The organism is Geodermatophilus pulveris, from assembly GCF_900188375.1.
Lineage (GTDB): Bacteria > Actinomycetota > Actinomycetes > Mycobacteriales > Geodermatophilaceae > Geodermatophilus > Geodermatophilus pulveris.
Window position 1 is genome coordinate 24,093 of sequence record NZ_FZOO01000006.1, and the last position, 13,152, is coordinate 37,244.

Genomic DNA, 13,152 nt, shown 5'->3' on the forward strand with positions numbered 1-13,152 from the left:
GTGGTGCCGCTCAGACGCCGCTCGGGACGCCGTAGCGGCGGGCGTACTCCTCCTGCGCGCCCGCGGGGAGCGCGTCGTAGAGCTCGCCGAGCTCACGCGTGGCGTCGGGGGACAGGTCGTCGAACAGCCGCTGCCAGGTCGGCGGCTCGTCGTAGCTGCGGGTCAGCAGGAGTTCCCACGCGCGGTTCTGCCGGTCGCGCTTGCTGCGCTCGGCGACGAACTCCGAGAGGTACCGGTCCTTGGCGGCGTCCTTCTCCTCCTTGGTGGCCGAGGCCGGCAGGTCGGCGGCGTCGGCGCCCTTGAGCACCGCGACGATGGCCTCCACGACGTCGGGCCGGAGCCGGTCGGTCTCGCTCACGGGGGCTGCTCTCCTGTCCTCGGCGCGCGCCGTGTCCTCGACGCACGGGGCCAGGGTGCCCTAGACGGCGCGGGCCTGACCACCCGGCGCCGCGGGGCAGGCGCCGCTCCCGGGTCCCGCGGCCGACCGTCCCGACCGCGCCCGGTATCGTCGACGGTGCCGTTGGAGGATTCGCCTAGTGGCCTATGGCGCTCGCTTGGAAAGCGGGTTGGGGGCAACCCCTCGGGAGTTCGAATCTCCCATCCTCCGCCAGGAGGGGCTCCCCGCCCCCGCTCATCCGGGCGCCCCGGTGGCGGCCTCCCGCCGCACCCGGGCCGGCCGCAGGTACAGCCCGGCCACGGCGGCCAGCACGAGCAGCCCGCCGGCCAGTGCCCCGAGCGGCAGCCGCTCGCCGAGGAACGCGGTCGCCAGCACGGTCGCGGTCACCGGCTCCAGGAGCGTGACGATGCCGGCCACCGCGCCGGGGACGGTCTGCAGCCCGCGGAAGAACAGCGCGTACGCCGCCGCGCTGGGCACGGCCCCCAGGTAGAGCAGCGTCGCCAGCGCGACCGGCTCGGCCGTCAGGCGCAGGCCGGCGGCCAGGACGACCGGCGTCAGCAGCAGCGCGCCGCCGGTGAAGCCGGCCAGCGTCACCGGGACCCCGGCCGGCAGGGCCCCGCCGGCCAGCGTGACGAGCGCGTAGCCGAGGGCCGAGCCGCACGCCAGCAGCGCGCCGAGCAGCACCGCCGTCCCCGCCGACGCCCCGGCGGTCAGCCCGACGAGCAGGACCAGCCCGACGAGGGCCGCGGCGAGGGCGGTCAAGGTCGCCCGGTCCGGCCGGCCGTGCCCGAGTGCGGCCGCCCCGAGCGCGATGAGCAGCGGGGCCAGGCCGAGCGCCACGAGCGTCGAGACGCTCACCCCGGCCAGGTCGACGGCGGCGAAGAAGGCGAGCTGGTAGGCGGCCAGCCCCGCGGCGACCAGCCCCAGCCGGACGGCGAGCGGCCGGTCCAGGGGGACGTCCGGCGCGGTCCGGCGGCGCCGGGTGAGCAGGTGGGCGGCCAGCAGGACGGCGGCCCCGACGGCCATGCGGTGCCAGGCGACGTCCAGCGGGCCGAGGTCGGTGCGGTCGGTGACGATGCGGGCGCTGACGCCGGAGGTGCCCCAGCACAGGGCGGCCAGGACGACCAGCGGGAAGCCGCGCGCGGCGGCGGGGGTGGTGGACACGACGCTCCTGGGACGCTTCCGGATCGGGACGGGGCGGTCCGGAGCACGGCGCAGCGTCCCGGCGGCTCACGCCGGGGGAGGTCGATCCGCGGTGCTCCGGGTCAGGAGCGGGGCGGGGGCAGCACTCGGGCGCACCGGGGCGTCATGGCACGCAGGGTAGCCAGGGGAGGGCGGGTCCGCGGCGGCCTTTCCTCTACAGTGGGGGCAGACCCCTCGTGCGGCGTCATCCCGTGAACCTCCCCAGGGCCGGAAGGCAGCAAGGATAAGCGGGCTCTGGCGGGTGCGCGGGGGGTCCTCTGCTTCCCCGGCCCCTCCGACCGGCGCACAGCTCCCTGCCAGCTCCGCGGTGTTCCCTGGACCCGTCGTCGAGCGGGGGGAGTGGACGTGTCACGTCGCGGGTGGGGGATCGCCGGTGCCGTCGCCGGGGTGGCGGTGCTGGGTGCGGTCGGGGGGCCGCTGGCCTACGCCGCCCTCCAGGAGGACGCCGCGCCGGCCGCGACCGTGCAGGCGCAGCCCACCGAGGTCGCCCTCGCGCCGGACACCGACGGCACCTGGACCGTCGCCGCGGGGTCGACCGCCGGGTACCGGGTCGAGGAGGTCCTCAACGGGGCCGACGTCACCGTGGCCGGCACCACCGACCGGGTCGACGGCACCCTGGTGGTCGACGGCGGCGACCTCACCGCGGCCGAGGTCACCGTGGACGTCGCGAGCGTCACCACCGACAGCGACCGGCGGGACGGCTACTTCCGCGAGCAGGTCATGGACGTCGCGGCGCACCCCACCGCGACGTTCGCCGTCACCGGGCCGGTGGACCTGCCCGAGCTCTCCGGCACCCCGGTCACCGTGCCGGTCGCCGGCGAGCTGACGCTGGCCGGCACCACCCGGCCGGTCGAGGCGGCACTGTCCGCCGTCCGGACCGCCGACGGCGTCGACGTCTCCGGGTCGGTCCCGGTGACCTTCGCCGACCACGGCATCGAGGCCCCGGACCTCGGCTTCGTCCGCGTCGAGGACGAGGGCTCGGTGGAGTTCCTGCTGCGCCTCGTGCGCTGACGCCCGGCCTCGTCCGGAGGCCCGCCCCGAGGCACCCGCACCGTCGGCGCCGGCACGTAACCTGACCGACCGTGGCACTGGCGCTCTACCGGAAGTACCGCCCGGCGACCTTCGCCGAGGTGGTCGGGCAGGAGCACGTCACCACCCCGCTGGTCAACGCCGTCGACGGCGGCCGGATCAACCACGCCTACCTGTTCAGCGGCCCGCGCGGCTGCGGCAAGACCTCCTCGGCGCGCATCCTCGCCCGGTCGCTGAACTGCGAGCAGGGGCCGACGTCGACCCCCTGCGGCGCCTGCGGGTCCTGCGTGGCCCTGGCGCCCGACGGGCCGGGCTCGCTGGACGTCATCGAGATCGACGCCGCCAGCCACGGCGGTGTGGACGACGCCCGCGACCTGCGCGAGCGCGCCTTCTTCGCCCCCGTGAACAGCCGCTTCAAGGTCTACATCGTCGACGAGGCGCACATGGTCACCACGCAGGGCTTCAACGCCCTGCTCAAGCTGGTCGAGGAGCCGCCGGAGTTCCTGGTCTTCGTCTTCGCGACCACCGAGCCGGACAAGGTGCTGTCCACGATCCGCTCGCGGACGCACCACTACCCGTTCCGGCTGGTGCCGCCGACCACGCTCCGCGGCCTGCTGGAGCGGACCTGCCAGGCCGAGGGCGTCGTCGTCGAGCCGACCGTCTTCCCGCTGGTCGTGCGCGCCGGCGGCGGCTCGGTGCGCGACTCGCTGTCCATCCTCGACCAGCTGCTCGCCGGTGCCGGCGACGAGGGCGTCACGTACCGCAGCGCCGTCGGCCTGCTCGGGGTCACCGACGACGCGCTGCTCGACGAGACCATCGACGCCCTCGCCGCGGCCGACCCTGCCGGTGTCTTCCGCGCCGTCGACCGGGTGGTGGAGGCCGGGCACGACCCGCGCCGGTTCGCCACCGACCTCCTCGACCGGCTGCGCGACCTCATCGTGCTCGACGCCGTGCCGGAGGCCGGGGGCAACGGCCTGCTCGACTGCCCGCCCGACCGGCTGGACCTGATGAGCTCCCAGGCCCGCGCGCTGGGCTCGGCCACCCTGTCGCGGATGGCCGACACCGTGCACGCCGGCCTGACCGAGATGCGGGGGACGACGGCGCCCCGGCTGCTGCTGGAGCTGGTCTGCGCCCGGATGCTGCTGCCCGCCACCGACGGCTCCGCGGCGGCCACGCTGCAGCGGCTGGAGCGGCTCGAGCGGCGGATGTCGATCGCCGGCGAGCACGCCGGCCGCGCGCCCGAGCCCGCCGGCTCCGACGCCCCGGTGCGGGAGGCGCCGGTGCCGCCCGCCCGGCCGGCGCCCGCGGCCGCGGCACCGGCACCGGCACCGCCACCGGCGGCCGAGCCGCCCGCCCGCCCCGCGCGGGAGTTCGTGCGCCGGTCCCAGGCCGCCCCGCAGGCACCCGCGCAGCCGGCTCCGCCCGCGGCGCCCGAGCCGGCTGCCCGGCCGCCGGCCGACGACGGCTGGCCGGAGACCACGCCGCCGGGCGGCGGCGGGCAGCAGCGCCCGGCGGCGTCCGCCCCGGCGCCGGCGACCCCGCCGTCGGCCGGGGAGCCGCGGCGCACCCGCGTGGCCGTCGGCGAGCCGGACGTCCCGCTGCCGCCCGAGCCGACCGACGACGAGGACTGGCCGCACCCGGCCCAGCCGGACGCGGCCGACGCGGCGGCCGCCCGGCTCGACCGGCCGCGCCCCGCGGCCGAGTCGTCCCCCCGCGCCGCAGCGGGGTCCTCCCCGGCGCCGCGCGGTGCCGAGCCGATGCCGGTCGTGACGGCCAACCCTCCGGAGCAGGCCGTCGACGGGGAGCTCACCACCAGCGACGTCCGCCGGGTGTGGCCGGAGCTGCTCAAGGTGGCCCGCGGTCACAAGCGCACGACCGAGGCCCTGCTGCGCAGCGCCCAGGTGCACGACCTGGCCGGCGGCGTGCTCACCCTCACGGCGACGTCACCCGCGCTGGCCAAGATGCTCGGTGACGACCTCAACCGCGACGTCGTCCGCCAGTCCCTGCAGGAGCTGCTCGGCGTCCGGTGGAAGGTGCAGGTCGTCGTGGAGGGCGCGGCCACCCGCGGCGGCGCGGCCCCGGTCGCACCCGAGGCGGCCCGGGAGGCCGCCCGGGCCGCCGAGGCCGCCGAGGCGCGCGAGCTCATGGCCGAGCGGGCGGCGGAGGAGCCAGGTGGCGACGGGGAGCCACCGCCGGCCGTCGACCCGGAGCAGGCGGCCCTGTCCCTGCTGCGCACCCACCTCGGCGCCCGCCCCCTGGACTGAGGCCCGCCTGCAGGGTCCCGCCACGAGCTCGCGAGTGGCGGGGGGCAGGCGGGTCCTCCTTCAGCCGCGCGCCAGGACCTCGTCCAGCTTCTCGTAGCCCTCGCGGACGCCGACGTCCATGCCGCTGGCCACCATGGCGTCCCGGTCGGCGAAGGAGTCGACCAGCGACGTCGAGGTCAGCCGCGTGCGGCCGCCGCCGAGGTCGGTGAGCACCAGCTTCTCCAGCGCGACGCCGTCCGGCGCGCCCTCGAAGGTGGAGGTCTGCACGATCAGCTCGTCGGGGCGCACCTCGTGGAAGCAGCCGTGGAAGCCGTACTCCTCCGCCCCCTGCCGGTGCAGGAACCGGTAGGAGCCGCCGGTGCGGCAGTCGTAGTGGTCGATCGTCATCTCCAGGCCGCGCGGGCCCAGCCACTGCACGAGCAGCTCGGGGTCGGTGTGCGCGCGGAACACCCGGGCGCGCGGGGCGTCGAACTCGCGGGTGATCCGGACGAGCGGGACCTCGGGGTCGACGTCGATCCGGGTCTCGTGGGTGGTGGTGCTCATGACGGGGTCCCTCTCTCGGTGGTGGTGGGGTCGGTGGGGTCGTCGTCCGGCAGGGACGCCAGGACGTCGTCGAGCCGGCGGTAGCGCTCCTCGGCCCGCCGCCGGTACCGCTCGATCCACGCGGTCATGAGGTCGAACACCTCGGCCTCCAGGTGCACCGGGCGCCGCTGGGCGTCACGGCTGCGGGTCACCAGGCCGGCCTCCTGGAGCACCCGCAGGTGCTTGGAGACGGCCTGGACGCTCACGTCGTAGGGCTCGGCGAGCTGGCCGACGGTGGCGTCGGCGACCGCCAGCCGGGCGACCATGTCGCGCCGCGTGGGGTCGGCCAGGGCCGCGAAGACCCGGGAGAGCGGATCGGCGGCCATCCGGGGACCTCCCTTACTCAACCGTTCGGTTGAAAAGAGCGTGCACCTCGGCGGCGGCGTCGTCAACCACCTGGTTGAGGATGTGGCGTCCCCGCGGATGTCGGCCCCGCGGCCTAGGCTCGGCGCATGTTCCCCGGAGGCCAGCCCGACATGTCGGAGTTGCTGAGGCAGGCGCAGCAGATGCAGCAGCAGCTGGCTGCCGCGCAGGAGCAGCTGGCGCAGGAGGAGGTCACCGGTACCGCCGGCGGTGACCTGGTCAGCGTGACCATGACCGGGCAGGGCGAGGTGACCGCGGTGACCATCGCGCCGGCCGCCGTCGACCCCGACGACCTGGAGACCCTGCAGGACCTCCTCGTCGCGGCCTTCCGCGACGCCTCCCGCGCCGTCAACGAGCTGACCGCCGACCGCATGGGGCCGCTCGCCGGCGGCCTCGGCGGCGGCATGGGGCTGCCCGGCCTCTGAGCCGCGGCCGACCCACCCGACGAGAGGGACACCGTGTACGAGGGGGCCGTCCAGGACCTCATCGACGAGCTCGGCCGGCTGCCCGGCGTCGGGCCGAAGAGCGCCCAGCGCATCGCGTTCCACCTGCTGGCGGCGGAGTCCGCCGACGTGAGCCGGCTGGTCGCGGCCCTGCAGCGGGTGCAGGCCGAGGTCCGGTTCTGCAGCACCTGCTACAACGTCGCCGAGGGCGAGCAGTGCCGCATCTGCCGCGACCCGCGGAGGGTCGACGACGTCATCTGCGTCGTCGAGGAGCCCAAGGACGTCGTGGCCATCGAGCGCACCCGCGAGTTCCGCGGGCGCTACCACGTCCTCGGCGGCGCGATCAGCCCGATCGAGGGCGTCGGCCCCGACGACCTGCGGGTCAAGGAGCTGATGACCCGGCTGATGAGCGGCGCGGTCACCGAGCTGATCATCGCCACCGACCCCAACCTCGAGGGCGAGGCCACCGCCGCCTACCTGGCCCGCCTGGTCGGCCCGCTCGGGCTGGCGGTCTCCCGGCTGGCCAGCGGCCTGCCGGTGGGCGGCGACCTCGAGTACGCCGACGAGGTCACGCTGGGCCGGGCCTTCGAGGGCCGCCGCCGCATCGACGCCTGAGGTGGGGGCTGCGGCCCTTCATCACAGGATGGTGTCGATGGGCGGCCGCCGCTCACGATCGCGCGCACGCCCCGCCTAGGGTCCGACCCACGTCCGAGAGGGCACGCGCCCTCCGGCCGCGAAGTCGGGTACTCATCCGGCCCCAGAGGCCGAGAAGGCAGGTCGTCCGCGATGCAGCGTCGTCCCTCCCGCGTGCTCGCCGCCTCGGCGGCCGCGCTCACCGCCGTCACGCTCTCCGCGTGCGCCTCCAGCGACCGGGACTCCGGCGGGGGAGGCGAGGGCGGCGAGGCCCAGTCCGGCGGCACCCTGGTCTTCGGCGCGACCGGCGACCCCTCCAACCTCGACCCGGCCTTCGCCAGCGACGGCGAGACCTTCCGCGTGCTGCGGCAGATCTACGACGGCCTGCTGCAGCCCGCCGAGGGCAGCACCGAGGCCGAGCCCGACCTCGCCGAGGGCTACGAGGTCAGCGACGACGGCCTGGAGTACACCTTCACCCTCCGCGACGGCGTCACCTTCCACGACGGCACGGACTTCAACGCCGAGGCGGTCTGCTTCAACTTCGAGCGCTGGTACAACTTCACCGGCCTGGCGCAGAGCCCGAGCGCGTCGTCCTACTACCAGGACGTCTTCGGCGGCTTCGCCGACACCCCGGACGTGCCCAACATCTACGCCGGGTGCGAGGCGACCGACGAGCTGACCGCGGTCATCCGGCTCAACCGGGTCACCAGCAAGTTCCCGGCCGCGCTCACCCTGCCCGCCTTCTCCATGCAGAGCCCGACGGCGCTGCAGGAGTACGACGCGGACAACCTCTCCGGCAACGAGGACGCCTTCACCTACTCCGAGTACGGCCTGGAGCACCCCACCGGCACCGGGCCCTTCCGGTTCGACAGCTGGGACCGCGGCAACGGCCAGATCACCATCGTCCGCAACGACGAGTACTGGGGCGAGCCGGCGCTGCTCGACGAGATCGTCTTCCGCACCATCCCCGACGGGAACACCCGCCGGCAGGAGCTGCAGGCCGGCACCATCGACGGCTACGACTTCGTCGCCCCCGCCGACTACGGCACGCTCGAGGGCGAGGGCGCGCAGGTCCTGGTGCGCGACCCGTTCAACATCCTGTACCTGGGCATCAACGCCGGGAACGTGGCCGGCACCAACGCCAACCCGGCGCTGCAGGACCCGCGCATCCGCCAGGCGATCGCGCACGCCATCGACCGGCAGACCATCGTCAACTCGCTGCTCCCCGAGGGCGCCGAGGTGGCCACCCAGTTCATGCCGCCGACCGTCGACGGCTGGGCCGACGACGTCACCACCTACGACTACGACCCCGAGCGGGCCCGCCAGCTGATCGACGAGGTGAACCCGGCCAGCCGCACGCTGCGGTTCTACTACCCGACCGACGTCACCCGGCCCTACCTCCCGGACCCGGCCGCGATGTTCCAGGCGATCAGCGAGGACCTGTCGGAGGTGGGCTTCACCATCGAGCCGACCGCGCTGCAGTGGAACCCGGACTACCTGCAGGCCGCGCAGGCCGGGCAGGCCGACGTCCACCTGCTCGGGTGGACGGGTGACTACAACGACGCCTACAACTTCATCGGGACGTTCTTCGCGGCCAAGGCCGACGGGCTGGCCAAGGCCGAGTTCGGCGCGTTCGACGCGCCCGAGGTGTTCGCGGCGCTCGACCGGGCCGACGCCGAGCCGGACCCGGCCAACCGGACCGCGCTCTACCAGGAGGCCAACCGGCTGATCATGGACTACCTCCCGGCCGTCCCGGTGTCGCACTCCCCGCCGGCGCTGGTCGTCGCCGAGGACGTGCAGGGGCTGACGCCCAGCCCGCTGACCGCCGAGGACTTCTCGACGGTGTCCCTGACCAGCTGACCCCGCGCCCGGCGACCGCGCCGGTGGTGGCACCATGCCGCCGCCGGCGCGGTCGCCGGTCCGTGCCTGAACCGAGGGCCCGCGACCGGGGCCCGGACGTGGTCGACCCGGGAGGCTGAGCGAGCGCGTGCTCCGATTCACCGTCCGCCGGCTCCTGCAGCTGGTCCCCATCCTGCTGGGGCTGTCTGTGCTGCTCTTCGCCTGGCTGCGCGCCCTGCCCGGCGGGCCGGCGCAGGCCGCGCTGGGGGAGCGGGCCACCCCCGAGGACATCGAGCAGTACAACCGGCTGTTCGGCCTGGACCAGCCGATCTGGATCCAGTACCTGCGCTTCCTGCAGCGCGCCGTCACCCTGGACTTCGGCAACTCCACGCAGTACGGGCGGCCGGTCACCGAGGTCTTCTTCGAGCGGTTCCCCGGCACCATCGAGCTGACCCTGGCCGCGATGGTCTTCGCCATCGGCGTGGGCATCCCGCTGGGCTACGTCGCGGCCCGCCGCTACGGCAGCGCCCTGGACTCCGCGTCGGTCGTCGGCTCGCTGCTCGGCGTGGCCGTCCCGGTGTTCTTCCTCGCCTACCTGCTGCGGCTGCTGTTCGCCGTCGAGCTCGGCTGGCTGCCCGGCTCGGGGCGCCAGGACGTGCGCATCGACGCCACCCGGATCACCAACTTCTACGTGCTCGACGGCCTGCTGACCCGCGAGTGGGACGCCGCGTGGGACGCGCTGCTGCACCTGGTCCTGCCGGCGCTGGCGCTGGGCACCATCCCGCTGGCGATCATCGTGCGGATCACCCGGGCCTCGGTCCTCGACGTGGTCAACGAGGACTACGTGCGGACGGCGAACGCCAAGGGGCTCTCCGCGGCCACGGTGCGCCGGCGGCACGTCGTCCGCAACGCGCTGCTGCCGGTCTCGACGACCATCGGGCTGCAGACCGGCCTGCTGCTGTCCGGGGCCGTGCTGACCGAGACGGTGTTCGCCTTCGGTGGGGTCGGCCTGGCCCTGCGCGACGCGATCACCTACCGCGACTTCGCCATCCTGCAGGGCTTCATCCTGCTGCTGGCGGTGGTGTACGTGCTGGTCAACCTGCTCGTGGACATCTCCTACGGGGTCCTCGACCCGCGGGTGAGGGTCCGGTGAGCCGGCGAAGCGGACGGGGGCGGAGCCGGTGACCGCGCTGGGGGACGTCCGGCGGCGCCGGATCGACGAGCTCGCCGCCCGGGCCGGCCAGGTGCCGGAGGGCGAGGGCGGGGTCTCGCTCACCCGCAGCGCGGTCCGCCGGCTGCGCCGGGACCCGGTGGCCATCGCCGGCGCGGTGATCGTGGTGGTCTTCCTGCTGGTCGCGGCACTCGCGCCGCTGCTGGCGCCGCGCGACCCGGTCACCCAGTACCTGCTCAGCGAGATCCGGCCCGGCTCCATCCCCGGCCCGCGGGAGGGCTTCCCGCTCGGCGTGGACAACCTCGGCCGCGACCTGCTGTCCCGGCTGGTCTACGGGTCCCGGCAGTCGCTGCTCATCGGGTTCGTCTCCACCGTGCTCGGTGTCGTGGTGGGCATGGCACTCGGCGTGCTGGCCGGCGGCCTGGGCGGCTGGGTGGACACCGTGGTCATGCGGTTCGTGGACATCCTGCTGTCCATCCCCGGGCTGCTGATGGCGATCACCGTCTCGGTGCTCCTCGGGCAGAACCAGTACGCGCTGATGATCGCCATCGCCGTCGTCCAGGTGCCCGTCTTCGCCCGGCTGCTGCGCGGGTCGATGCTGGCCCAGCGGGGCAGCGACTACGCCCTCGCGGCGCGGGCGCTGGGCGTGCGGCGGGGGCGGATCGTGTTCGGCCACGTGCTGCCCAACTCGCTGTCCCCGGTGATCGTGCAGGCGACGCTGTCGCTGGCGACGGCGATCATCGAGGCGGCCGCGCTGTCCTTCCTGGGCCTGGGCGACCCCGACATCTCCCGCCCGGAGTGGGGCGCGATGCTGGCCAGCGCGCAGGACTTCCTGTCCATCCGCCCGGCCCTCGCCATCTGGCCGGCGGTGTGCATCATCGTCGTCGCGCTGGGCTTCACGCTGCTCGGGGAGCGGCTGCGCGAGGCACTCGACCCGAAGTTCCGGAGGTGAGGCCATGAGCATCGAGGCGCTGCCGCCGGCGGCCCCTGACCGGTCCGCCGTCCCGGTGCTGGAGGTCGAGGAGCTCACCGTCACCTTCACCCGCCGCGGCGAGCGGCCGACCCGGGCCGTCGACGGGGTGAGCTTCTCGGTCGCGGCCGGGGAGACCATCGGGCTGGTCGGGGAGTCCGGTTGCGGCAAGTCGGTGACCTCCCTGGCGGTCATGGGCCTGCTGCCCCGCCGCGGGGTGCAGGTCGGCGGGTCCGTGCGGTTCAACGGCGCCGAGCTGATCGGCGCACCGGACCGCACGCTGCGCGAGCTGCGCGGCGCGGACATGGCGATGGTCTTCCAGGACCCGCTGTCCTCGCTGAACCCGACCGTGCCGATCGGCACCCAGGTCACCGAGGTGCTCGTCGAGCACCGCGACATGTCCGGCAAGCGGGCCGTGGCCGAGGCCGCCGACCTGCTGGACCGGGTCGGCATCCCGGACCCCACCCGCCGGCTCAAGGAGTACCCGCACCAGCTGTCCGGCGGCATGCGGCAGCGGGCGCTGATCGCGATGGCGCTGGCCTGCTCGCCCCGGCTGCTCATCGCCGACGAGCCGACGACGGCCCTCGACGTGACCATCCAGGCGCAGATCCTCGAGCTGCTGCGCGAGCTGGTCGTCGACACCGGGACGGCGCTGGTGATGATCACCCACGACCTCGGCGTCGTCGCGGGCCTCTGCGACCGGGTGCACGTCATGTACGCGGGGAAGGTCATCGAGACCGCCGACCGGCACGAGCTGTTCGCCCGCCCGCGGCAGCCCTACACCGGCGGGCTGCTCGCCTCCGTGCCGCGGCTGGACGCCGGCCGCGGCACCCCGCTGACCCCGATCCGCGGGTCGGCGCGCGACGCCATCCCCTGGGCCGAGGGCTGCGCGTTCGCCCCGCGCTGCGACAACGCCCAGGACGACTGCCTCACCGAGGTCGCGGGGAGCACCGTGCCGCTGGAGTACGACGGGCCCGGCCGCGAGCTGCGCTGCCGCCACCCGCTCACGTACCCGCGGCAGACCCCCGCCGGGGCCCCGTCGTCCGGCAGCACGGACTCCGGCAGCACGTCGTCCGGCAGCACGGCGTCCGGAGCCGGCCGGTGACCGCCGCGGGCGAGCCGCTGCTGCGCGTGCAGGGGCTGCAGGTGCACTTCCCGATCAAGCGGGGGGTGTTCGTCGACCGCACGGTCGGCCACGTCCGCGCCGTCGACGGCGTCGACCTGGCCGTCGACCGGGGCACCACCTACGGCCTGGTGGGGGAGTCCGGGTGCGGCAAGTCGACGCTGGGCCGCGCCGTCCTGCGGCTGGTCGAGCCCACCGCCGGGCAGGTGCTCTTCGACGGCACCGACGTCGCCTCGCTGCGGGGCGAGGCGCTGCGCAGCATGCGCCGGCGGATGCAGATGGTCTTCCAGGACCCGCTGGGCAGCCTGGACCCGCGGCAGGACGTCGAGTCGCTGTTGTCCGAGCCGCTGCGCGCGCACGGCCTGGGCGGGGGGAAGGCGGGCATCGCCGCGCGCATCCGCGAGCTGCTGGACGCCGTCGGGCTGCCGTCGGCGGCGCTGCGCCGCTACCCGCACGAGTTCTCCGGCGGCCAGCGGCAGCGCATCGGCATCGCCCGCGCGGTGGCCCTGGAGCCGGACCTGCTGATCGCCGACGAGCCGGTGTCCGCCCTCGACGTCAGCGTGCAGGCGCAGGTGGTCAACCTGCTCGAGGAGCTGCAGCAGCGGCTCGGCCTCACCTACCTCGTCATCGCCCACGACCTGGCCGTGGTCCGGCACATCAGCGACGTCGTCGGCGTCATGTACCTGGGCTCGCTGGTCGAGCAGGCCCCCGCCGACGACCTCTACGACGCGCCGCTGCACCCGTACACGCGGGCGCTGATGAGCGCCGTGCCGGTGCCCGACCCGGTCGTGGAGGAGCGGCGCGAGCGCATCCTGCTCGCCGGCGACCTGCCGTCGCCGGCGAACCCGCCCAGCGGCTGCCGGTTCCACACCCGCTGCCCCTGGCGGCAGGAGACCCGCTGCGACGACGAGGTGCCGGTGCTGCGCGAGCTGGCTGGGGGCTCGTCCCGCCCACCCCACCTGGTCAGCTGCCACTGGGCCGAGCAGATCCGGGACGGCCTGCTGACCCCCCGGTCGGCGGAGGAGGTCGCCGCCACCCAGGGGGTGTCGGTGCGGCCCAGGGGTGCCGACGACGCCGGCGGCGACTCGCTGGTGCAGGGCCTGGACGAGCCGACCGAGGTGTTCTGACGCCGTCG

13 protein-coding genes, 1 tRNA gene and 1 other RNA gene are annotated in these 13,152 nt (G+C 75.1%); 11 read left to right on the forward strand and 4 right to left on the reverse strand.

Annotated features, from left to right (window positions below; genetic code table 11):
- Positions 1-10: 10 nt before the first annotated feature.
- The gene (locus CHB98_RS13115) at positions 11-358 is read right to left on the reverse strand and encodes a hypothetical protein (RefSeq protein WP_089306058.1); all 348 of its coding nucleotides are present in this window, start codon (positions 356-358) and stop codon (positions 11-13) included.
- Between the two features lie 164 nt (positions 359-522).
- On the opposite strand from CHB98_RS13115, the gene CHB98_RS13120 reads away from it, so the two are divergent.
- Positions 523-610: transfer RNA gene (locus CHB98_RS13120), tRNA-Ser, on the forward strand.
- Positions 611-631: 21 nt separating this feature from the next.
- On the opposite strand, the gene CHB98_RS13125 is transcribed toward CHB98_RS13120, so the two are convergent.
- Complete coding sequence (locus CHB98_RS13125) at positions 632-1,561, reverse strand: DMT family transporter (RefSeq protein ID WP_245821133.1); 930 nt, start codon at positions 1,559-1,561, stop codon at positions 632-634.
- Between the two features lie 204 nt (positions 1,562-1,765).
- On the opposite strand from CHB98_RS13125, the gene ffs reads away from it, so the two are divergent.
- The 3 genes from ffs to CHB98_RS13140 all read left to right on the forward strand — a co-directional run bounded on the left by ffs (position 1,766) and on the right by CHB98_RS13140 (position 4,893).
- An RNA gene (gene ffs / locus CHB98_RS13130) (signal recognition particle sRNA small type) lies at positions 1,766-1,861 on the forward strand.
- 84 nt (positions 1,862-1,945) lie between these two features.
- Positions 1,946-2,611 carry a YceI family protein gene (locus CHB98_RS13135; protein ID WP_089306266.1) on the forward strand — a complete coding sequence of 222 codons (666 nt, stop codon included), beginning with the start codon at positions 1,946-1,948 and terminating at the stop codon, positions 2,609-2,611.
- A 71-nt stretch (positions 2,612-2,682) separates the two neighbouring features.
- A complete protein-coding gene (locus CHB98_RS13140) occupies positions 2,683-4,893 on the forward strand; it encodes a DNA polymerase III subunit gamma and tau (protein WP_089306060.1) in 2,211 nt (736 codons plus the stop codon).
- Between the two features lie 60 nt (positions 4,894-4,953).
- On the opposite strand, the gene CHB98_RS13145 is transcribed toward CHB98_RS13140, so the two are convergent.
- Together CHB98_RS13145 and CHB98_RS13150 are read right to left on the reverse strand one after the other, a co-directional pair.
- Positions 4,954-5,436, reverse strand: a complete 483-nt coding sequence (locus CHB98_RS13145; protein ID WP_089306061.1) for an SRPBCC family protein — start codon at positions 5,434-5,436, stop codon at positions 4,954-4,956.
- Positions 5,433-5,801, reverse strand: a complete 369-nt coding sequence (locus CHB98_RS13150; RefSeq protein WP_089306062.1) for an ArsR/SmtB family transcription factor — start codon at positions 5,799-5,801, stop codon at positions 5,433-5,435. The genes CHB98_RS13145 and CHB98_RS13150 overlap by 4 nt, the downstream gene beginning before the upstream one ends.
- A gap of 126 nt (positions 5,802-5,927) precedes the next feature.
- Between CHB98_RS13150 and CHB98_RS13155 the strand changes: the two genes are divergently transcribed.
- The 7 genes from CHB98_RS13155 (at position 5,928) to CHB98_RS13185 (ending at position 13,144) form a co-directional block, all read left to right on the forward strand.
- Positions 5,928-6,263 (forward strand): YbaB/EbfC family nucleoid-associated protein, encoded by a 336-nt coding sequence (locus CHB98_RS13155; RefSeq protein WP_089306063.1) that lies wholly within the window; start codon positions 5,928-5,930, stop codon positions 6,261-6,263.
- A 33-nt stretch (positions 6,264-6,296) separates the two neighbouring features.
- Positions 6,297-6,896 carry a recombination mediator RecR gene (recR, locus tag CHB98_RS13160; RefSeq protein WP_089306064.1) on the forward strand — a complete coding sequence of 200 codons (600 nt, stop codon included), beginning with the start codon at positions 6,297-6,299 and terminating at the stop codon, positions 6,894-6,896.
- A 171-nt stretch (positions 6,897-7,067) separates the two neighbouring features.
- A complete protein-coding gene (locus tag CHB98_RS13165; protein WP_089306065.1) occupies positions 7,068-8,774 on the forward strand; it encodes an ABC transporter substrate-binding protein in 1,707 nt (568 codons plus the stop codon).
- A gap of 127 nt (positions 8,775-8,901) precedes the next feature.
- On the forward strand, positions 8,902-9,906 hold the full coding sequence (locus CHB98_RS13170; protein ID WP_089306066.1) for an ABC transporter permease: 1,005 nt from the start codon (positions 8,902-8,904) through the stop codon (positions 9,904-9,906).
- 28 nt (positions 9,907-9,934) lie between these two features.
- Positions 9,935-10,876 carry an ABC transporter permease gene (locus tag CHB98_RS13175; RefSeq protein ID WP_089306067.1) on the forward strand — a complete coding sequence of 314 codons (942 nt, stop codon included), beginning with the start codon at positions 9,935-9,937 and terminating at the stop codon, positions 10,874-10,876.
- 4 nt (positions 10,877-10,880) lie between these two features.
- Positions 10,881-11,999: an ABC transporter ATP-binding protein gene (locus tag CHB98_RS13180; protein ID WP_089306068.1), complete on the forward strand. Its 1,119-nt coding sequence runs from the start codon at positions 10,881-10,883 to the stop codon at positions 11,997-11,999.
- Complete coding sequence (locus CHB98_RS13185; RefSeq protein ID WP_089306069.1) at positions 11,996-13,144, forward strand: ABC transporter ATP-binding protein; 1,149 nt, start codon at positions 11,996-11,998, stop codon at positions 13,142-13,144. The genes CHB98_RS13180 and CHB98_RS13185 overlap by 4 nt, the downstream gene beginning before the upstream one ends.
- The last annotated feature ends 8 nt before the right edge of the window (positions 13,145-13,152 follow it).

Excerpts from the sequence above, each read along its gene's own strand:
- CHB98_RS13155 (WP_089306063.1), top strand. The coding sequence starts at position 5,928 with ATGTTCCCCGGAGGCCAGCCCGACATGTCGGAGTTGCTGAGGCAGGCG.
- CHB98_RS13145 (WP_089306061.1), bottom strand. The coding sequence starts at position 5,436 with ATGAGCACCACCACCCACGAGACCCGGATCGACGTCGACCCCGAGGTC.
- CHB98_RS13165 (WP_089306065.1), top strand. The coding sequence starts at position 7,068 with ATGCAGCGTCGTCCCTCCCGCGTGCTCGCCGCCTCGGCGGCCGCGCTC.
- CHB98_RS13180 (WP_089306068.1), top strand. The coding sequence starts at position 10,881 with ATGAGCATCGAGGCGCTGCCGCCGGCGGCCCCTGACCGGTCCGCCGTC.
- CHB98_RS13150 (WP_089306062.1), bottom strand. The coding sequence starts at position 5,801 with ATGGCCGCCGATCCGCTCTCCCGGGTCTTCGCGGCCCTGGCCGACCCC.